General features: G+C 62.8%; 16 protein-coding genes. 2 read left to right on the forward strand and 14 right to left on the reverse strand.

Annotated features, from left to right (window positions below):
- Positions 1-77 precede the first annotated feature (77 nt).
- Positions 78-1,184: an alanine racemase gene (alr, locus tag ACNAZA_RS21380; RefSeq protein WP_415798511.1), complete on the forward strand. Its 1,107-nt coding sequence runs from the start codon at positions 78-80 to the stop codon at positions 1,182-1,184.
- A gap of 160 nt (positions 1,185-1,344) precedes the next feature.
- Here the strand turns inward: alr and ACNAZA_RS21385 are convergent, their stop codons facing one another.
- From ACNAZA_RS21385 to ACNAZA_RS21440, 12 genes are all read right to left on the reverse strand, one after another.
- Positions 1,345-1,689, reverse strand: coding sequence for a DUF4148 domain-containing protein (locus ACNAZA_RS21385; RefSeq protein ID WP_415798512.1), 345 nt, complete (start codon positions 1,687-1,689; stop codon positions 1,345-1,347).
- 172 nt (positions 1,690-1,861) lie between these two features.
- Entirely contained in the window at positions 1,862-2,851 is a 990-nt protein-coding gene (locus ACNAZA_RS21390; protein ID WP_415798513.1) for a porin, read from the reverse strand.
- A gap of 274 nt (positions 2,852-3,125) precedes the next feature.
- Positions 3,126-5,900 carry a M66 family metalloprotease gene (locus ACNAZA_RS21395; protein WP_415798514.1) on the reverse strand — a complete coding sequence of 925 codons (2,775 nt, stop codon included), beginning with the start codon at positions 5,898-5,900 and terminating at the stop codon, positions 3,126-3,128.
- A gap of 220 nt (positions 5,901-6,120) precedes the next feature.
- Positions 6,121-7,290 carry a Fe-S oxidoreductase gene (locus ACNAZA_RS21400; protein ID WP_415798515.1) on the reverse strand — a complete coding sequence of 390 codons (1,170 nt, stop codon included), beginning with the start codon at positions 7,288-7,290 and terminating at the stop codon, positions 6,121-6,123.
- Positions 7,291-7,411: 121 nt separating this feature from the next.
- The gene (locus ACNAZA_RS21405) at positions 7,412-8,488 is read right to left on the reverse strand and encodes a homocysteine S-methyltransferase family protein (RefSeq protein ID WP_415798516.1); all 1,077 of its coding nucleotides are present in this window, start codon (positions 8,486-8,488) and stop codon (positions 7,412-7,414) included.
- Positions 8,489-8,601: 113 nt separating this feature from the next.
- Complete coding sequence (gene hutG / locus ACNAZA_RS21410) at positions 8,602-9,426, reverse strand: N-formylglutamate deformylase (RefSeq protein ID WP_415798517.1); 825 nt, start codon at positions 9,424-9,426, stop codon at positions 8,602-8,604.
- Between the two features lie 45 nt (positions 9,427-9,471).
- The gene (locus tag ACNAZA_RS21415; RefSeq protein ID WP_415798518.1) at positions 9,472-10,896 is read right to left on the reverse strand and encodes a formimidoylglutamate deiminase; all 1,425 of its coding nucleotides are present in this window, start codon (positions 10,894-10,896) and stop codon (positions 9,472-9,474) included.
- A 57-nt stretch (positions 10,897-10,953) separates the two neighbouring features.
- A complete protein-coding gene (locus ACNAZA_RS21420) occupies positions 10,954-12,336 on the reverse strand; it encodes an FAD-binding oxidoreductase (protein ID WP_415798519.1) in 1,383 nt (460 codons plus the stop codon).
- 28 nt (positions 12,337-12,364) lie between these two features.
- The gene (gene hutI / locus ACNAZA_RS21425) at positions 12,365-13,645 is read right to left on the reverse strand and encodes an imidazolonepropionase (RefSeq protein ID WP_415798520.1); all 1,281 of its coding nucleotides are present in this window, start codon (positions 13,643-13,645) and stop codon (positions 12,365-12,367) included.
- A 147-nt stretch (positions 13,646-13,792) separates the two neighbouring features.
- The gene (locus tag ACNAZA_RS21430; protein ID WP_415798521.1) at positions 13,793-14,377 is read right to left on the reverse strand and encodes a HutD/Ves family protein; all 585 of its coding nucleotides are present in this window, start codon (positions 14,375-14,377) and stop codon (positions 13,793-13,795) included.
- 159 nt (positions 14,378-14,536) lie between these two features.
- Complete coding sequence (gene hutU / locus ACNAZA_RS21435) at positions 14,537-16,258, reverse strand: urocanate hydratase (RefSeq protein ID WP_415798522.1); 1,722 nt, start codon at positions 16,256-16,258, stop codon at positions 14,537-14,539.
- Between the two features lie 45 nt (positions 16,259-16,303).
- On the reverse strand, positions 16,304-17,764 hold the full coding sequence (locus tag ACNAZA_RS21440) for a purine-cytosine permease family protein (RefSeq protein ID WP_415798523.1): 1,461 nt from the start codon (positions 17,762-17,764) through the stop codon (positions 16,304-16,306).
- Positions 17,765-17,909: 145 nt separating this feature from the next.
- On the opposite strand from ACNAZA_RS21440, the gene hutC (ACNAZA_RS21445) reads away from it, so the two are divergent.
- Positions 17,910-18,641 carry a histidine utilization repressor gene (hutC, locus tag ACNAZA_RS21445; RefSeq protein ID WP_415798524.1) on the forward strand — a complete coding sequence of 244 codons (732 nt, stop codon included), beginning with the start codon at positions 17,910-17,912 and terminating at the stop codon, positions 18,639-18,641.
- Positions 18,642-18,657: 16 nt separating this feature from the next.
- Here hutC (ACNAZA_RS21445) and hutH read toward each other — a convergent pair whose 3' ends face one another.
- Complete coding sequence (gene hutH / locus ACNAZA_RS21450; protein ID WP_415798525.1) at positions 18,658-20,211, reverse strand: histidine ammonia-lyase; 1,554 nt, start codon at positions 20,209-20,211, stop codon at positions 18,658-18,660.
- A gap of 66 nt (positions 20,212-20,277) precedes the next feature.
- Positions 20,278-21,016, reverse strand: a 739-nt coding sequence (hutC, locus tag ACNAZA_RS21455) for a histidine utilization repressor (RefSeq protein WP_415798526.1), incomplete at its 5' end; no start/stop codon positions are given.

Raw genomic sequence — 21,016 nt, forward strand, 5'->3', positions numbered from 1 at the left:
GACAAGTGACTGGCGGTTATATCACGCAGTCCCGGGCCGACAGTGCCAGAATCCCGTAGGTCTGACTGAGAAAAAACATGCCGCGCCCCATCATTGCCACCATACATCCTGAAGCCGTTCGCCACAATCTGGCACAGGTACAGCAAGCCGTTCCCGACGCCAAATTGTGGACCGTGGTCAAAGCCAACGCCTATGGCCACGGTATAGAAAACGTGTTCGAAGGCCTGCGGGCGACCGATGGCTTTGCCATGCTGGACCTGGACGAGGCGCAGCGTCTGCGTACTCTGGGTTGGCGCGGGCCTCTCTTGCTGCTGGAAGGGGTGTTCGAGCTCCGCGATCTGGAGCTGTGCTCGCGTCTGTCCATCTGGCATACCGTGCACTGCGACGAGCAGATCGACTGGCTGGCCGCCCACAAGACCCAGGTCGGCCATCGCGTCTTCCTCAAGATGAACAGCGGCATGAACCGCCTGGGCTTCACGCCCGAGCGCTTTCGTGCGGCCTATGCGCGCCTGAATGCTCTGCCCCAGGTGGACGAAATCTCCTTCATGACCCATTTCAGCGATGCCGATGTGGACCATGGCATGGACCAGCAGCTGGAAATTTTCCACAAGATCACCGAGGACCTGCCCGGCGAGCGCAGCATCAGCAACAGCGCTGCCACCATGCTGCATGGCGAGCAAAGCCAGGTGCGTTGCGACTGGGTGCGACCCGGCATCGTGCTGTATGGCAGTTCGCCCGATTTCCCTGCGCACGATATCGCGCACTGGAATCTGCAGCCCGCGATGACGCTGTCCTCCAAGATCATTGCCGTACAGGAGTTGCAGGCTGGCGACTCCGTGGGCTATGGCTCCAAGTTCCAGGCCGAAGGCTGCATGCGCCTGGGCGTGGTGGCTTGCGGCTATGCCGACGGCTATCCGCGCCACTGCAACACGGGCACGCCGGTGCTGGTCAACGGCATGCGCACCCGCACTCTGGGCCGGGTCAGCATGGACATGCTGGCGGTGGATCTGACAGACATTCCCAAGGCCGGTCTGGGTAGCGAAGTTACGCTCTGGGGCCGCGCCAGCAACGGGGCAGTGCTGCCGATTGACGAGGTGGCCGCCGCCGCCGGCACCCTGGGCTATGAGCTGATGTGCGCCGTGGCCCCGCGCGTGCCCAAGGTGATTGAAGGCCAGGGCAAATAGGCCTGCAGCTGCAAAGCCGCAGCACTCTGCGGCAGGTGTGAAAGACCAATCGCGCTCTAAACCTTACTCAGCGCAAAAAGGCACCGTTTCCTGAACTGGATTCGGTGCCTTTTTATTTCTGCCTTGGTGGCGTCTCGTACGCCTTGGGGCTTAGCTGCCATCAACCCGCCATGGCCCGGTTGCGTGCCTCACGCTGTGCCGGCGTTTCGCTGCGCAGCTCATTGACCACGGCTTCACGTGTCTTGCCTGCTCCCTTGGCGGCGATAGGCATGGGGTAGTTGCTGTCACCGTAGGCCAGCAGGCCTTGTCGCATCGCGGCCGCTGTCTCTGCCTTGACCTGGTCACGCGTTTTCTGGCTGATGAAATGCTCGGGGTGAACGACGACACCTTTTTCCGTGGTGGTCGGGTGCTCGTAGGCCGCAGAGGCCAGGCCGGGCAGGCCCAGGGCCACCACAGCGACAGCGTTGGCAAGCAGCAAGGAAATGGACAGATGACGTTGGGACATGTTGCGACTCCTGATGGATGTGGATGAAACCTAGACCTCACATGGCTTGGCTATGTGGTGAGTAGATGGCTTCATCCTAGAAAGCCGAACCCCACAGAATCAGGACAGAACGGTGATATTCCTGTCATCTTTCATAGCGCGGACGCGCGCCGAGCAGCTCGCCAACACCTTCTTAAAAAGCGTGGGCCACACCAAGACCAAACGAGGTGCCTGAGTCTGCGCGGTGTGCATAGCTCTTGCGGCCCAGGCTGGCGTACAGCGTGGTGCGCTTGGACATGGCGTAGTCCGCACCCAGCGAATAGAAATGATTACTTTGCGCTTGCAGACGCTGGCGGCCGTAACCGGCCTTGAGCGTGGTGGCGCCGATCTGATAGGTGGCGCCCAGTGTGAGCGCTTTGGCGGTGCTGGCGTTCTGGGCCGTGCGGCTGTAGTCCCAGGCGCCCATCACTGCGGCTGCGCCAAAGCGGTATTTGAGGGCTGCAAAGCTGTCCTTATCGCCGCTGCTGTTGCGCTCGAAGGCCAGCATGCCGCTCAAGCTGTCGGAGTCGTAATTGAGCGAGGCCGAGTAGCCGCGCCCTTCGCGGCGCAGGCTGAGCGGCACTTCGGTGCGTTCCGGCGAGGCGCTCAGGTGCAGCGTAAAGCCGCCTAGCGTGGGCGAGTCGTAGAAGATGCCGTTGGCCATGCGCCCGTATTCCGCCGTGCCGTTGTTGCTGTAGCGGTTGGTGGGCGTGAGGTAATGCCACTGGTACCAGGCAGGCGAGGCAATGCGGTTGAAGTTGCCCCAGGGGTCGAACTTCCAGTCCTGCGACCACATGGCCGATAGCGCGCGGCCCAGGCGCACATGGCCGAAACTGCCTTGCAGTCCAACGGTGGATTCGTCATGCCAGAACGGTTTTTTGCCGTGGTCTTCCGTCAGGCCGGTATCCAGGTCAAAGCGGGTGCTCAGGCGAAAGCTGGCCTTGAGGCCGCCGCCCAGATCTTCATATCCGGCAATGGCCAGATGGCTGCGCTGAATCGTGCCTGCCTGGCCGGTGCCGTCAAAGCTCCGGTAGATGCCGCCATCGAGCAGACCGCTGATGCTGACATGAGACTGAGCAGCAGCGGGCAGGGCCGTGGAGAGAATCGTTAAACAACCGAGGGACAGCAAATGACTGCGATGCATGCGGCAGATATTCCTTTTTTGAAAGCAAATGACTTCTTCCATGGCACGCAGGCCACAGTGAAAGTTGGTTGAGAGAGAGGGGGAGCGAAGTCCCCGAATGACAACGGCGGCAAGAGCCGCCGGATTCTTGGTGCGCAATGCCTGTTGTAGGGCCGCGCCATGAAATCCAAGACCTACCTAGAAATAGGTGGTCTTGAAATTATGAAAGACGGGCCTGGCGCAAGTCCAGCCCGCCGTCAGCAGCTATTCAGCTGTTCGGTCTGCAGGCCTGTGTTCAGCGCCGGGTGTCGGCCAAGGTTTCCAGATGGCGCACCTTGTCGCTGTCGAGCAAGCTCAAGACCATGCTGTCGCCTGCAATCAGCCCATTCCATTGCTGGTTGCTGCCGCCGTTGCAACCGTAGGTGATGAGCGTGCCCACATTGTTGGTCAGGTGCCCGGTATTCAAGTCCATGCAACGATTGCCGCGCGCAATGCGTTTGGCAACGCTGGTATCCCAGACCTGGCTGTCCTTGGTGATGTCGCAGGCCAGGAGCTTGATGGCGCTGTTGCCGCCCTGATCCGTCAGGCACATTCCCAGATCGGCACGGCTGCGAATGCTGCCGCGACCATCGAGAATCCATTGCTCGTTCGCATCGCCTCGGCACAGGCTCTTGCCCGCCACTTGCACGTTGGCCCCCACTTTCTGGATGCAGTTGCCGTTGGGCATGAGCATGGATTGGGCGGCCGGAATCAGGGGGCGGCTATCCAGCCCCAGCTTCTGGATGAGCGCCAGCAAGGCCTGCTGGGCCGACGGCTGGTCCAGCTGGTCGGCATAGGCTGCAAGCCAGCGATTCAGGCGTTGCGCATTTTGCTTTTGCTCGGTGTAGCGCTCGAATTGCTGGTAGGCGGCAGCACCCAGCTCACGTGCGTACTCGGCATAGCTGTCGTACAGCAGCTGGTCGGCGCTGCTGAGTGCCAACACCTTCTTGCCTTCCAGCGCCAGCAATCCCTTCTCCAGCTCGGGCAGCTCTACCTTGCGAATCGCCGTGTAAGCCGCGCCCTTGCCTACCACCACCGGCGGAGCCATGACCGGCAGGTTCTGCGCAATCTGCAACGAGTAGAGCAAGCTGGGGCTGGCCGCCCCTGTCTGGCAGTACAAGTTGGCGCCGGTCGGTTGCTCGCTTTGCGCCAGATTCACATGCAGCTTGTTGACAAGCCCGGTCTCCATACGCTTGCCGGCCACGGCGATGCGCTGGTTGGCGCGACCGGCAAAGCTCACATCCAGCCAGCATTGACGCGCCTCGGTCTTGGAGACAGCCTGCTGCAGCAGTTCGAAAACATTGCCCCAGTTGCTGCGGGCTGCCGGGTAGAGCAGCGCCTTGTCGGTCTCGGGGTCATATCCGCCCAGCAAGGTGATCACCGGCACGCCTTGCAAGCGTGGAGCCAGGAACAGACCACTGGCGCTGTTGTACCAGACGGTGGATTGATTCGTGGGTACGGCGGGAGCAAAAGCTTGCATGCTTCGGGTGCTGGCGTTCCACTTGGTGTAACCCGTGGCAGAGCCTGGGGTCGGCACCGGCTTGTCCAGACTGGGCTGGATCTTCATCTGCGTGCTATAGCCCGTGTAGTGGGTGTAGTTGGACAGCGCGCTCGCGTAATGCCCGCCCGACATGGCATCAGAGGCAAAACTGTAGGTGTTCTCAAACACCGGCATGCCCCATAAGCCGGCATCCTTGGGGCGATCCCAGTGCAGATTGGCGCGCATGCGCTTGCGATAGCCTATATAGCCCCAGCCGCTGTCATGGTGGTGGCCTGCCCAGAAGTTGCTTTGCCCATCGGCTCCCGGGTAATGCCCCAGCCCGTAGTGATGGCCGATCTCATGGCTGAACTCGTTACCCCTTGTGGCATACAGCGTGAGAATGCCGTTGCCGCCGCTGAGTCCATGACCGGCCACGCCATTCGCATACTGCCCCCGGGCATGGTGAGCCACCGTGCTTTGAAATACCTGAGGCTGCTGTTGTGACTGCATGCCCGAGCTGGTGACGCCAAAATTGGCCAGGTTGATGCCGGTACTGAAAGTGGATTTGGCGGTGTTCTCGCGCATGTCGCCGCTGTACACATCGCCGTTGACAGCACTGGCGGTTTCGTAAATGGTGCCGTTGGCCACCATGACCTTGTTCAGTCGCACGCGCTCGTAATAAGCGGCCGTCAGCTTGGCCAGCGGAACGGTCTGAAAGTAATCCGTCGCGGCCTTGGCGGGCTGATTGAGAAACCAGTGATCGTCGGTACTCGATGGCGCATCCGTCAGCATGCCCAGCTCAATGCTATGCACCACCAGCTCGGCCGGTGCGGCAAACTCAATCGCATTCGCCGTCAGGGTACCGCTGCGGCTTTTGGCATCGCTGACCCGCAATTCCAGGCCAGGCTTTACCCAGTCCCAGGGCAGCACCGCAGACCAGGCGCGGCGTGAATACACATAGTCGGGGCGACCATCCTTGTTGGCATAGTCGGAGCGGAATATCTCATTGGGGTGACGCAGCTGCAGCGTGCCCATGCTGAGCCCGTTCACGGATACCGTCACCGTCAGCCCATCCACGTCCTGCAGCGATGGATCGGGCGTGACCAGCAGTAGCGCTTCGCGCTCGCTGGTCAAGGTCGGCATATGCCTGGCGGTATTTCCAGAAGGGTCTACCGTGTGGCTCTGGGCAAACTGCACCATGGCCGGCAAACTGCCGCCCAGATCGTTTCTTATTGCACGATCCTGGCCGGTCTTGTCATGGTCGTAAAAGCCCAGAGCCTTGAGCATGGCGTACTTGCCGCCCAGCGGTTCTGGATAAGGCTGAACCACGGCAGGAGGCTGAACGTCGGATCCGCCATTTCCCCCGCTGCCGGCATCACCGTTGTTGCCGCCTTCGCTGCCGCCGCCAGCCGGCGGTGCTATCGGGATGGAGGGTTGGCCATTGTCTGTGGGCGGTTTTGAAACTGAATTACCCCCGTCTTCGCCTCCTCCACATCCGGCCAAAAAAGTGATGAGCGTGCCTAACAAGGCCGCCTTATATAGCTTTTGCATGAACTCCCTCGTCTTATGAGCCGGGGGATTCTAGGAAGCGCTTTGATGGCGGAAAGCGAAAAGCGACGCCGCATTTGAAAGACTATGTAATAAAGTGACAAGCGCGTGCTCACATCACCAAGTGCTTCAAAAATATGAGCAAATTTCTATGGCCTGATTGATTTAAGTCACAGCGGGCGGCAGCAAATACTCACAGCAATCGCCATGCGCTTCGCCGCAGCTATCCGTGGCGGCCGTCCACGCCTGTATTCGCCCAGATGCGGTTCATCTCGCTGCAAAACGGCTGGGCGCACGGTGCCAGGCCTTGGTACTGGCAGCCCTCGGTCATGCACAGATGCGAGCGGTGTTCGCCGCTGCGGCGAGGGACAGGCAAGGCATTGGCGGCCTGCGCTGCGGCCATCATCAGCCAGGGGCCCGACTTGTTTTGCAGCAGTTGCTGTACTTCCTGGGCCAGTGCGGGGGCTAGCATGGCCAGCGGCAGGCCGGCAAGCTGCGCCGGCGTGGAGGGCGCCGCCGCGGCGCTGACCGGCTGTAACTCCAGCCAGAGCAGGGCACTGGTGGCCAAGCCTGCAGTGCCGCCGGCAACCGCTGCCTGCGGCTGCAGCACCAGTGCCAGCGGGCCGCTGGGCAAGGCAGGCAGGGCAGAGCTGTCCAGCGGCAAGCGCATGGGAGCCAGGCCTGGTACCGGGCCAGATACCGGGCTGGCTGAAGGCGCTGCAGCGCCCACGGCTTGCGCCCATGCTGCAGGTACTTGCAGCGTCAGCGAAAAGCCGCGCTCGCCCTGTGCGGTGAGCAGCGTGCCTTGTTGCACCAGCCAGTTTTGCAGCAGCGGCAGGCGTGGAGCTGAAGCGGTGACTTCCGGGCTGCGCCCGGCTTGCTCCAGCGCGGCTGCGGCCGTGGGAGAGAGCGCGGCTGCCGTCTGCAAGGCCGAGCTGGGAGCGGTAGAACTGGACTGGGTGGATGCGGCCTGAACCAGCGCCTGCATCAAGGCCACCGAGCCCTGCTGCCCGGCCAGCAGCTGCAAGGGCTGAGTCTGGCCTTGAATGGTGACCAGGATCTGCGCCAGCAACTTCTGCAAAAACTGCTGCGTGGCCGCCGGCAGACCCTGGGTGGGCCAGGTGGCTGGCGCTGCACCGGGGGTGCTCTGAATTTGCAGAGCCAGTTGGGCAATCAAATACTCAAAGGCCTGCAGCTTGAGGTTTTGCAAAGTCTGCGCCGACCATTGCACGCTGCTGGTCACCGGCGCTGCGGGCGTCGTGGCTTGCGCCGGGCCTGCTGCAGCCAAGGCGGCTGCGGGCAGGGGGGCCAACGCAGCTGCAGCCGCTTGCGCCTGCCCGGTAGGGGCAGACACCGGCAGCACTGGGAGGACGGGACTCAGAGGCGCAGTCATGACGATCCGGGATCAATCGCAAAACAGGGATTGCGCCATTGTGCCGTTCTGCGCTTGAACTATCAAAAACAGAGCTGCAAGCGCTTGTTGGGTAAGCGCTCGAGTCGTGTTTGGCTTGAAATCAGGCTTCAGCCGGATAGAAGAGCTTGCGCGTGGTGGTGGTTTGCACCGCCTTGGCAATGGCGCCGATGTGGTCTGGCGTGGTGCCGCAGCAGCCGCCCACGATGTTGACCAGGCCTTCGGCCGCAAACTCATGCACCAGACGGCTGGTGATCTCGGGCGTTTCATCAAAGCCGGTGTCGCTCATGGGGTTGGGCAGACCGGCATTGGGGTAGCAGCTGATGAAGGTATCGGGCGCTGCTTTGTTCAGCTCCTGCACATAGGGGCGCATCAAGGTGGCACCCAGGGCGCAGTTCAGGCCTATGGACAGCGGATTGGCATGGCGCACGCTGTGCCAGAAGGCAGTCACGGTCTGGCCCGACAGAATGCGGCCCGAGGCGTCGGTCACCGTGCCGCTGATCATGATGGGCAGGATCTGGCCGGTCTGCTCGAAGGCTTCGTCTACGGCAAACAGGGCGGCCTTGGCGTTGAGGGTGTCGAAAATGGTCTCGACCAGAATCACGTCGGAGCCGCCTTCGATCAACGCCAGCGTCTGTTCCAGATAGGCCTGGCGCAGCGATTCAAAAGTCACGTTGCGCGCACCGGGGTCGTTCACATCGGGGCTGATGGAGGCCGTTTTGGGCGTGGGGCCCAGGGCACCGGCCACATAGCGCTTGTGTTCGGGCGTGCTGTATTTGTCGCAGGCGGCGCGGGCCAGCTGGGCACTTTTGAGGTTCATCTCATAGGCCAGATCGGCCATGTGATAGTCCTCCTGCGCAATCGTGGTCGCACCAAAGGTATTGGTTTCGATCAGATCGGCGCCGGCGGCCAGGTATTTTTCGTGAATGTCGCGGATCACGTCCGGGCGGGTGATGGACAGCAGCTCGTTGTTGCCCTTCACGTCATAGGCAAAGTCCTTGAAGCGCTCGCCCGCGCCATCGGCGCCGCTGAAGCCCTCGCCACGGTACTGGGCTTCACCCAGCTTGAAGCGCTGAATCATGGTGCCCATGGCACCGTCCAGAACGACAAGGCGCTTGGCAAGAGTGGCGGGCAGCTCTTGGGCCCGGGTGTACACAGGAAGGTTTTGCGGCTGGCTCATAGCCCGCCATTGTAGGAAGGTCGGGCGCCGACGACTCCCAGTGTTTGGGTAAACCAGTCATGCCCAAGGTGATCGGGGAGGGCGATCACCTTGGGGCACTGTCATGGCAGGCTTCAGGCCGTTTGCGAGGACTGGGTTTTGGCGAATGCCAGCACGGCTTGCAGCATGCGCTGCAGCGTGGGCTGAATCTGTGCCGCCACCTGGGGCAGGTAGTCAAACGGCATCTGCTCCTGCATATAGCTGGACTGGGTCATTTCCATCTGCACGGCGTGGTAGCCCTTGTCGGGCTGGCCGTAGTTGCGCGTGATGTAGCCGCCGGTAAAGCGGCCGTTGAGCACGCTGGTGTGCGCGGTGGATTGCTGGGCAATTGCCAGCAGCTCTTCGGCCAGTGGCAGATTGCAGCTGCTGCCCTTGCCCGTGCCTAGGTTCATGTCGGGCAGCTTGCCTTCGAAAAAGCGTGGCAGCACGGAGCGGATGCTGTGCGCATCCCAGAGCATGGCCACGCCATGCTCGCCGTGCATGCGGTCCAGCTCGGCGCGCAGCTGGCCGTGATAGGGCTGCCAGTAGAGTTCGCGGCGACGGGCAATCTCGGCGTCGTCGGGCTCGGCGTCCTTGCTGGCGTACAGCGGCGTGTCGTCAAAGCTGTCCACGGGGCACAGGCTGGTCACGCTTTGGCCGGGGTAGAGGCTGGCGCCGCTGGGGTCGCGGTTCAGGTCGATCACATAGCGCGAATGCGTGGCCACCAGGATGGAGGCTCCCAGCTGTTTGGCAAATGCATACAGCGTGGGCATATGCCAGTCCGTGTCATGCACCTCGCGGCTTTCAGGCGTGAGCTTGGCGGCAATGTCGGCCGGTACATGGGTGCCGGTGTGGGGCATGGAAATCAGCAGAGGGGCCGTGCCCTGGTGAAAAACAAAGGGGGGGATGGATGGGCTCATGGAGCGATTTTCCTTGCTATCAAATACGGAGGTCAGGCACGGAGATCAGGCACTACGCAGCAACTGGCTGCGGGCCCGAACAAAAGCCTGTTGTGCGGTTTCGTGCTGCGGGTGACGGCCGGCCTGCACGCGCTGCTTGCCGCCCACCCAGACCTCGGCCACGGCCGAGCTGCGGTGGCTGGCAAACACATGGCCGGCATGGCCGCTGTCGGCGGGCAGACCGGCCAGCGCGACATGCTCGCCATCCAGCACCACGAAATCGGCTTGCTGGCCTACGGCCAGACCGGCAATGGAGCGGCCCGCAGCCTGGGCACCACCGGCGACGGCCTGCAAAGTCATGGCCGTGGCCACCTGGGGTTGGGCACCGCCGCCCAGCACATTGCGCTGACGCAGCGCCAGGCGCTGGCTGTATTCCAGCATCAGCAGCTCCTCGGCCGCATTCACCGTGGCGTGGCTGTCGGAGCCCACGCCCCAGCGGCCTCCATTTTGCAGCCACAAAGGCATGTCAAAAATGCCGTCGCCCAGATTGGCCTCGGTGGTCGGGCAGATGCCGGCCACGGCACCGCTTCTGGCGGCGCTGGCGTATTCCTCGGTCGTCATATGCGTGGCGTGGATCAGGCACCAGCGTTGATCGACGGCTGCATGGTTCATCAGCCACTGCACGGGGCGTTGGCCGCTCCAGGCCAGGCAGTCATCCACTTCCTGGGTCTGCTCGGCAATGTGGATATGTACCGGTGCCTTGGGCAGCATGGCGTGCAGACCGGCGACGGCGGCTTGCAGGCTGTCCGGCGGTACGGCCCGCAGCGAATGCGGAGCCAAGCCCAGATTGGCATCCTGCGCTTTGCAGGCGGGCGCCAGCTGCTGCAAAAGCGCTAGCATGTTGTCGGTGCTGCGAATAAAGCGTGCCTGGTCTTCGCGCGGCGGCTTGCCCCCAAAACCGCTGGTCTGGTAGAGCACGGGCAGCAGCGTCATGCCAATCCCTGTCTTCTGCGCCGCGCGCAGCAGGGCCCGCGACAGCGTGGCGTCGTCGGCATAGGGCTTGCCGCCTAGGTCGTGGTGCACGTAGTGGAACTCGCAGACCGAGGTGTAGCCGGCTTCCAGCATCTCCAGGTAAAGCCAGGTGGCAATGGCCTCTAGTGCCTCGGGCGACATGCGGTTGGCAAAGCCGTACATGAGATTGCGCCAGCTCCAGAAGCTGTCCTGCGCCTGACCGCGAAATTCCGTCAAGCCGCCGAACGCGCGCTGAAACGCATGCGAATGCAGATTGGGCATGCCGGGAATCACCGGGCCGGCCGCCTTGGCAGCGTCTTCCGCCTCGCCGGCTTCGCCGCTTTGCGGGTCCACACCGGTCAGCACTTCGATCAGCTGACCGCTCTGGTTCCAGCTCAGCAGTACATTGCGCGCCCATCCCGTGGGCAGCAAGGCATCTGCAGCAAACAAGGTGCGCGAAATGGAGGAGGAAGCAGTCATGGTGATGGTTCTCGGTAAGGCGGATAAAGCTCAGGCGGCAGAAAATTCATCCATGGTCTAGAACACCTTTCCGGGGTTCATCAGCGACAAGGGATCGAGCGCCAGTTTGATGGCGCGCATGGCGGCCAGCTCCTGGGGCGTGCGGCTGGCATACAGATACGGTTTTTTGTGCAGACCTATGCCGTGCTCGGCCGAGACGCTGCCCTTGAAGGCGGCGACCAGGCCGTACAGCTCGGCTTCGACGGCATCGCATTCGCCGTTGACGGTCTTGCCATCGACGGAAACATGCAGGTTGCCGTCGCCCACATGGCCAAAATACAGGGAATGCTTGCCGGGCCAGCGGGCCGTGAATGCGGCCTCGCAGGCCTCGGCAAAACGGCCTATATCGGCCTGAGGCAGGCTCACATCAAAGTTGATGGCCGGGTGCATGTGGTTGTTGAGCTCGGCGGGGGCTTCGCGCAGCTTCCACAGCGTTTGGGCCTGAGCCACGGACTGGGCGACGATGGCGTCCAGCACCTCGCCGGCCTCCATGGCCTGCTCCAGCACTTCCTGCATTTCGGACTGCAGCTGGGCTTCATCTTTGCCGTCAATATTGATCAAGGCCAGCAGGGGATGGCGCTCGGCGAAAGGCGCGCTGAGCTTGAGCCAGGACATGGAGGCCTGCACAAAGCTGTCCCACATCAGCTCATAGGCGGCCACGCTGTTGCCAAAGCGCGATTGCATGCGCTTGAGCACAGCCAGGGCCGAATCGAAGTCGGGCATGGCGACCAGCGTGGTTGCCGTGGCCTGGGGGGCGGGGCGCAGGCGCAGCAGCACGCGGGTGACGATGCCCAGCGTGCCTTCGGCGCCTATGAAGAACTGCTTGAGGTCGTAGCCGGTGTTGTTCTTGATCATGGGGCGCAGCATGGGCAGCACGCTGCCATCGGCCAGCACCACTTCCAGGCCCAGCACCTGGTCGCGCATCATGCCGTGCTGCAGCACGCCGTTGCCGCCGGCGTTGGTGGAGACATTGCCGCCAATCTGGCAACTGCCGCGCGCACCCAGATCCACGCCGAACACCATGCCGGCATTGACGGCGGTTTCCTGCACGGTCTGCAGTGTGACGCCGGCCTGCACCTGCATCAGCCCGGTCTGCGCATTTACCTCTTCGATGGCGTTCATACGCTCCAGAGAAACCGCCACCGCATCTTGCGCCGGCACGGCCGCACCGGCCAGGCCGGTGAGGCCGCCCTGGGGCACGACCGCCACCCGGTGCTGGCTGCACAGACGCAGCAGCGCGCTCACGTCCTCGGTGCTGCGTGGGCGCACCAGGGCCAGGGGCTGTACCGGCGGCGTGCCGCTCCAATCGGTCCAGAAGCGCTGGGGCACTTCGGCGCCGCGCTGCGCCACATCGGCGCCCAGGGTGGAAATCAGTTGCTCAAGAAATTGTTCGCGGGACATAAAAGCCTTTCTAGTGCTTTCTCCCTGCTCAAGCCTTTGCCGGTGCAAATATCTTGCCTTGACGCACGATGGTACAGCGGGGCTTGCTGCCAAACCAGTAGGCCAGCTCGGCCGCATGCTGCACCGGCCACAACACGAAGTTGGCCGGGCGCTGGGCGGCGATCAGACCTTGCTCATGCTGCAAACCCAGGGCCTGCGCCGCATGGGTGGTGATGCCGGCCAGTGCCTCGGGCACGGTCAGGCGAAACAGCGTGCAAGCCATATTGGCCATCAGCAACAGACTCAAACACGGAGACGTGCCGGGATTGTGATCCGTAGAAACGGCCATCGGCACCTTGGCGGCTCTCAAAGCGTCAATCGGCGGCACTTTGGTGTCGCGCAGCGTATAAAAAGCGCCGGGCAGCAGCACGGCTACGGTGCCGGCGGCCTTCATTTCGGCAATACCGCGTTCGGACAAATGCTCGATATGGTCGCAAGACAGGGCGCCGTACTGCGCTGCCAATGCCGCGCCTTCCATGTTCGACAGCTGCTCGGCATGTAGTTTGACAGGCAGGCCCAGGGCCTTGGCGGCCTGGAAGACCTGTTCGGTCTCGGCCAGCGAAAAAGCGATGCGCTCGCAGAACACGTCCACCGCATCGACCAGCCCTTCGGCGGCCAGTGCCGGCAGCATCACCTTGCTGACCAGATCGGTGTATTCCTGACTGCGGCCCGCATACTCGGGCGGCAAGGCGTGGGCACCCAGAAACGTGGTGCGCACCGTCACGCCGCACAGCTGGCCCAGGCGGCGCGCCACGCGCAGCTGCTTGCGTTCATGCTCCAGGGCCAGGCCGTAGCCGGACTTGATCTCGATGGCGGTCACGCCTTCATCCAGCAACTGCTGCAGGCGCGGCAGGGCCAGGGCCAACAGCTCGTCCTCGCTGGCCGCGCGTGTGGCCTTGACGCTGGAGACAATGCCGCCGCCGGCCTTGGCCACTTCTTCGTAGCTGGCGCCGGCCAGGCGCATGGCAAATTCGTTGGCGCGCTCGCCGCCATAGACCAGATGGGTATGGCAGTCGATCAGGCCCGGCGTGGCCAGCTGGCCGCCTCCGTCATGCGCAGGCAAGCCCTGGTATTGCGCGGGTAGAGCCTCTTGCGCGCCCACCCAGACCACCTGGCCCTGCTGCACCACGATGCTGGCCAGCGCGCCGTCGGCAACGGCGGCATCGGCAGCATCGGTCTTGAACAGGCCCGGTGCCAGACGCAGGTTGTGCCAGTGGCCATCGGCAGAGGGGGCTGCAGGTTCGGGTATGGCAGGTATGGCTGGCGTCATGGAGTCGCTCCGGGGTATTGAGTCAATCGATGGAAGGGGTGCGCCATGAACAAGGTTATTTCATAGCGGCTTGCGCATGATCTTGCTCAGTTTCAATAGGGTTTGAGTTTTATTTTGAATACTGACAAGCGCCATGCGCTTTTGTTTTTATAGCGATGGTGTCAGGCTGACCCATACCAGATGAGCGCCTGTTTGCTGCGGCGTCAAAGTAAGCGTCTCGGGCAGAGGCTGAGATGGCGACCACCACAGGCCTTGGCCGGGTTTCAGCAGCGTCTCGGCGGCGGCTTTCCAGCTACCGTCCAGCACCATGCACAGGCCTGCCGGGCTGTCCGGGGTCAGGCTGCCGTGCTCGGTCGCCATGACTTGCACTGCGGCACTCCATTGTCCGCGCCGGGTCATCACATTGAAGTCGGTGGAAGTGCCGCCCAGCAGCGTGCAGTCCAGCGCCACATCGCCCGAAAACGCAAACGGCTGCCAGCGTGGCTGCAGCGCGTGATGGATGCCGGCCTGGCTCGCGACCAGCTGTACGCCGTCGCCGTCGAGCAGCATGATCTGCCGGTCAATGCCGGCAAACGCCGAAAACGGCCCCGCCTGGGCAATCGTCGCCACGCTGACGCGCCAGGCAAAACTGTCCATGCCCGCCCCCGGCGGAAAACACACGATCTCGCGCGTGCTGCCGCCCCCGTTCTTCCAGGGGCTGTGGGGAATCTGGTTCAGATCAAAACGTTGCATGGAAAGCAGTTTGTAGAGATGAGCTATAGATCAATCCACCTAAAACTGGCGCGGCCTAGCTCAGAGACACCGAGCAAGAGCCGCCTCGCAGCGAAGGTGTCGTCCCCCTCCCGCGAAGCGAGAGAGGGGTAAGCGGCAAAGCCGCTCAGGGGGTGATACTTACTTCACCATCGGCAGGTTCAGCCCATGGCGCTTGGAGGCTTCCACGGCAATCTCGTAACCTGCGTCGGCATGGCGCATCACGCCGGTGGCGGGGTCGTTCCACAGCACGCGGTTCAGGCGGGCGGCGGCTTCGTCGGTGCCGTCGGCCACGATGACCACGCCAGCATGTTGCGAGTAGCCCATGCCCACGCCACCGCCGTGGTGCAGGCTGACCCAGGTGGCGCCGCCGGCGGTGTTCAGCAGAGCGTTGAGCAGCGGCCAGTCGGACACGGCATCGGTGCCGTCCTTCATGGCTTCGGTTTCGCGGTTGGGGCTGGCGACGGAGCCGCAGTCCAGGTGATCGCGGCCGATCACGACAGGTGCTTTCAGCTCGCCGTTCTTGACCATTTCATTGAAGGCCAGAGCAGCCTTGTGGCGCTCGCCCAGACCCAGCCAGCAGATGCGCGATGGCAGGCCCTGGAAGGCAATGCGCTCGCGAGCCATGTCCAGCCAGCGGTGGGTGTGCTTGTTGTCGGGGAACAGTTCCTTGATCTTGGCGTCGGTCTTGTAGATGTCCTCGGGATCGCCGGACAGGGCCACCCAGCGGAACGGGCCCTTGCCTTCGCAGAACAGCGGACGGATGTAGGCGGGTACAAAGCCGGGGAAGTCGAAAGCGTTCTTCACGCCTTCATCCAGTGCCACCTGGCGGATGTTGTTGCCGTAGTCCACCGTGGGAATGCCCATGGCCTGGAAGTCCAGCATGGCTTGCACATGCACCGCGCAGCCCTTGGCCGCAGCCTTGGTCAGTGTGGGGTGCTGGCCGGGGTCGGCGGCAGCGGCGTTCCATTGCTCCACGGTCCAGCCCACGGGCAGGTAGCCGTTGACCAGGTCGTGGGCCGAGGTCTGGTCGGTCACGATGTCGGGGCGGATGCCGCCGGCCTTGGCGCGTTTGACCAGCTCGGGCAGGATTTCGGCCGCATTGCCCAGCAGGGCGATGGAGACGGCTTCACCCTTTTCGGTGTGGTGCTTGATCAGGGCCAGAGCGTCGTCGATGTCCTTGGCCTGCTTGTCCACATAGCGGGTGCGCAGACGGAAGTCGATGCTGGACTGCTTGCACTCGATGGCCAGCACGCAGGCGCCGGCCAGCACGCCTGCCAGAGGCTGTGCGCCGCCCATGCCGCCCAGGCCGGCCGTGAGAATCCACTTGCCGGTCAGGTCGTTGTTGTAATGCTGGCGGCCGGCTTCGACAAAGGTCTCGAACGTGCCTTGCACAATGCCTTGGGCGCCGATGTAGATCCAGCTGCCGGCCGTCATCTGGCCGTACATGAACAGGCCCTTCTGGTCCAGTTCGTTGAACTTTTCCCAGGTGGCCCACTTGGGCACCAGATTGGAGTTGGCTAGCAGCACGCGCGGTGCATCGGGGTGGGTCTTGAACACGCCCACGGGCTTGCCCGACTGGATCAGCAACGATTCGTCGGCTTCCAGCTTCTTGAGCTGGGCCAGGATTTCGTCATAGCACTCCCAGTTGCGGGCCGCGCGGCCGATGCCGCCGTACACCACCAGCGCCTTGGGGTTCTCGGCCACATCGGGGTCCAGATTGTTCTGGATCATGCGGTAGGCGGCTTCGGCCAGCCAGTTCTTGCAGTGCAGCGTGGTGCCGCGAGGCGCGCGGATTTCGCGGCTGGCGTCGTAGCGTGGATCTTGCTTGGAGGCGCTGAGGATGGCGTCGTTGGCGTTCATGTTCATGTCCTTCAGGTTGGAATGGGGGAGTGGTCGGCCTGCGGATCAGGCCAGAGAGGTACGGAGTTCGGAGGCGCGGGAAGCGGCGGCGGGCGCGGCCGTTTCCGTCGGGTAAATCATCTGTGTCGGCACTTTCATGCTGCGCTTGGCCAGCGGGTAGTACACCAGCGAGGTCACCACCAGGCTCACGATCCAGGAGATGTCGGCACCATGCAGAGCCACGGCGATGGGACCTTTGTACATGGCCTGGTTCAGAAAGGGAATCTGAATTACGACACCCATCACATAGCAGCCCAGTGCGACCCAGTTGTAGGCGCCGTAGCGGCCTTCGGCGGAGTACAGCGCAGGGATGTCCACTTTTTCCTTGGAGACCAGGTAGTAGTCCACCAGATTGACCGCACTCCATGGCACGAACACGGCCAGCAGCAGCAGCACGAAGTTCTTGAAGTTGTTCAGGAAGTCCGAGCTGGCCAGCAAGGCCACCAGCATGGACAGCATCACAAAGCCGACGATGTAAACCACGCGGGTGGTGGGCGAGAACTGCTTTTTGGCGTTGAAGCCGCTGGCCGTGGTCAGAATGCTCATGAAGCCGCCATAGGCGTTCAGGCAGTTCACCGTCAGCTTGCCGCTGACGATGACCAGATAGATGAGCACCGCCAGCGGGCCGGCCAGTTCGCCCATGAAGCCGACCTGGTTCTTCAGGAAGTTGCCGCCCAGGGCCGCCACCAGCACGCCAAAAGTCATGGCCAACTGGGCACCGATGGTGCTGCCCAGGAAGGTGTTCCAGAACGAAGAGGACACCGAGGTGTTGGAAGGCAGGTAGCGCGAATAGTCGGCCACATAGGGCGCAAACGTCATCTGCCAGCCGGCCGACAGCGCCATGCTCAGCAGCAAGGTGGCCCAGGTGAAAGGCTTTTGACCAAAGGCCGTGGCCACGTCGTACTGGTGGAACAGCTGCCAGGCCAGATAGCCAAAGCCCAGGATGCCGATCACGGTGGCGATGCGGCCCACGGTGTGAATCAGCTTGTAGCCCACGACGGCGACGAAAGCCGTCAGGCCACCGAAGATCAGGATGCCGACATAGGGCGTCTCCACACCCAGCATGCGGTTGATGGCCTGGCCCGAGAGCACGGTGCCCGTGGCGGCAAAACCCAGATACATCAGGATTACCAGCAGCAGCGGCAGGGCTGCACCTTTGACGCCGAACTGCACCCGGCTGGAGATCATCTGCGGCAGACCCAGGCGCGGGCCTTGGGCGGAGTGCAGTGCCATGACGATGCCGCCCAGGATGTTGCCTATCAGCAGGCCGATGATGGCCGTCATGGCTTCGGCGCCAAACACCACGGCCAGTGCGCCATCGACCACGGCGGTGATCTGCAGATTGGCGCCGAACCAGAGCGTCATCTGGCTGTGCGGCGTGCCGTGGCGTTCCGACTCCGGAACCATGTCTATGGTCCGGGTCTCCACATGGCTCGCCAGCCCCGTTGCGGTTGATTGATTGCTCATTTGGACGGTCTCCAATCTCGGTATGCTTGCGCTAAATATCCATACAACTTTTGATTGATGCTCTAAAGTTGTCTATACCAATTTTCATGGTTTACTCAGCCTCGCGTCAATCATCTTTACGGGCGTTTTTGTCAGAACAAACCCTATGTCTCGCACCCCAAGTACGACCGCCGTTGTCGCGGCAACACCGGCCTTTCAGCGCATCAAAGACCATGTGCTGCAACAAATTCAGAGCGGCCAGTGGCAGCAGGGACAGGCCATTCCCAGCGAGGCGGCTCTGGCCAGGCAATTCAATGTGGCACGCATGACGGTGAACCGCGCCCTGCGCGAACTCAGCGACGAGCAGACACTGAACCGCGTGCAGGGCTCGGGTACGTTTGTGGCGCAGCAGAAATACCAGTCCACGCTGGTGCAACTGCGCAATATTGCGGATGAGATTTCCGCTCGCGGCCATCAGCATCGGGGCCAGTTGCAGCGGCTGGAGCGCTACAAGGCCGATGCGGCGCTGCTGCGCCAGTTCGAGTTGACGGCGGCGCAGCAGCAACTGTTCCACTCGGTGGTGGTGCACTTTGAAAACGATGTGCCGATACAGGTGGAGGACCGCTATGTGAACCCGGCGGTGGCACCTGATTACATGGCCCAGGATTTCGGCAGCCAGACGCCCAATGCCTATCTGACGCGCGTGGCCCCGCTGCAGGGGGTGCAATACGCCATAGAAGCCAGCATGCCCGGCCCCGAAGTGGCCGAGCTGCTGCGCATGGAAATCACCGAACCCTGCCTGGTGCTGCGCCGGTGCACGCGCTCGCAAGGCCAGGTGGCCTCGGTGTCGGCCCTGTGGCATCCGGCGTCGCGCTATCAATTCACCGGAAGCTTCTAAGTTCCTTGAGTGCTGTTTACAGCGCTGTGCTGGGCAGAATGCGCTGCAGGGTTTGCGGCCAGGCCGTATTCAAAGCCCACAGACGCATGGTTTCGATGTCGGGTGCCAGAAAACGGTCTTTGTCCAGATACGGCACCTGGCTGCGGATCAGTGCATATTGCGCCTCGATCAGCGGCGAGCTCTTGAGGCGGCGATCAAAGTCCATGCCCTGGGCTGCGGCCATGGCTTCAACGCCGACGATGACGGCCGTGTTCTTGGCCATCTCACCCAGGCGGCGCGCACCATAGGTGGCCATAGACACATGGTCTTCCTGGTTGGCGGAAGTGGGCAGGCTGGTCACGCTGCTGGGGTGGGCCAGGCACTGGTTTTCTGCCGCTAGGGCGGCCGCCGTGACCTGGGCGATCATGAAGCCCGAGTTGACGCCGCTGTCCTCAATCAGGAAGGCGGGCAGGCGCGACAGACCGGTATCGAGCAGCAAGGCCATGCGGCGTTCGGAAATCGCACCGATCTCGGCCAGCGCCAGGGCAATGATGTCGGCCGCAAAAGCCACAGGTTCGGCGTGGAAGTTGCCGCCCGAGATCACATCGCCGTTATCGAAGACCAGGGGGTTGTCCGAAGCGGCATTGGCCTCTATGACCAGCACGCGCGCGGCATGCGTCAGGTTGTCCAGGCAGGCACCCATGACCTGCGGCACGCAGCGTATGGAATAGGGGTCTTGGACGCGGCCGCAGTTGGGGTGGGAAGGGTCGATGGCGCTGCCGTCGAGCAGTTCGCGCACGGCCGCAGCCACGGCGATCTGACCCAGCTGTCCGCGTGCGGCGTGGATGCGCGCATCAAAGGGCTTGACCGAGCCCTGAATCGCTTCCAGCGTCAGGCAACCGGCGACCAGGCCGGCGGCCAGCACGCTCTCGGCCTGGAACAGGCCGGACAAGGCCAGGGCGGTGGAGACCTGGGTGCCGTTGAGCAGGGCCAGACCTTCCTTGGGGCCCAGCACAAAAGGCTCGAAACCCACATGCTTCATGGCTTCGCGACCCGAGACCACTACGCCATTGAGCTTGGCCTGGCCTTCGCCGATCAGCACACAGGCCAGGTGCGATAACGGTGCCAGATCGCCGGAGGCGCCTACCGAGCCCTTGGAGGGGATCACGGGCAGCACATCGGCATTGGCCAGTGCCAGCAAAGCGTCTACCAGCTCGGAGCGCGCACCGGAATGTCCGCGCGCCAGGCTCACGGCCTTGGTGGCCAACACCAGGCGCACCACATGGTCTGGCAGAGGCTCGCCGGTGCCCACGCTGTGCGACAGCACCAGATTGCGCTGTAGCTCGGCCAGGCGCTCGTGTGCGATCTTGGTCGAAGCCAGCTTGCCAAACCCGGTGTTGATGCCATACACCACCTGGTCTTCATCCACGATGTGTTGCACATGTGCCTGTGCCGCCCGCATGTCTGCATAGGCCGAGGCGGCCATGCTCAGCTGCAGACCACCGCCTTGAATGGCACGCAGCTGGGTCAGCGTGACCTGGCCGGGTTGCAGCTCCAGCGAAGAGGGAAAGTTTTCAGTAGTGGTGTTCATGGCTATACCTGTATATACAGTTGAAAACAAGCAAAACATCCGCAAGGATCAAAGACAGGGCAGGCTTTAGCCGCCGTGCACGGAATCGGTGCGGAACCGGCTACCGAGTCGGTAGCGCATGCCCGGATGCACGCAATGCACCCAGGTAATCGGAGTGCCACGCAGCCAGGTGCGGCGTGTCAGCATCAGACAGGGCTGGTCGGCAGCCATCTGCAGCCACTGCGCTTGCTCGGCAGTGGGCAGCATGGCATCGACCACATGTTCTATCTGGTCGTACTGCACATTACGCACCAGATAGACCGAGGGCTGAACCACCGAGAAATCCTGCTTCATGAAATCCGGCACTAGGCGCGGATTGACGTATCGATCTTCCAGCTGAACCGGGACCTCGTTCTCGAAGTGCACGCCTTGCAGATGAAACACCGAGGCGCCCACGCTCAGGTCCAGGGCGGCAGCCACTTCCAGGGAGGCCGATTCGCGGTTCATGCTGATGAGCTCGAAGCGGTGGTCGTGGCCGCGCTGTGCAATTTCTTCGCCAATATTGGCAATGCGCAGCAGCGTGGATTTCGGCTTTTCCTCGGCCACGAACGAGCCCACGCCGGCCACGCGGATGATCACGCCTTGCTCGGCCAGTTCGCGCAAGGCGCGGTTGGCTGTCATGCGGGCCACGCCGAACTGCTGCACCAGTTCCTGCTCCGAAGGAATGCGTTCGCCCGCTGCCAACGAGCCGTCGCTGATCTTGCGCAGCACATGCTCCTTCACTTGCTGGTACAGCGCGAGGGGCACATCGCGGGCAGGGGTGCGG

The sequence above is a fragment of the Comamonas aquatilis genome (genome assembly GCF_965139575.1).
GTDB classification, from domain to species: Bacteria; Pseudomonadota; Gammaproteobacteria; order Burkholderiales; family Burkholderiaceae_C; genus Comamonas; species Comamonas aquatilis.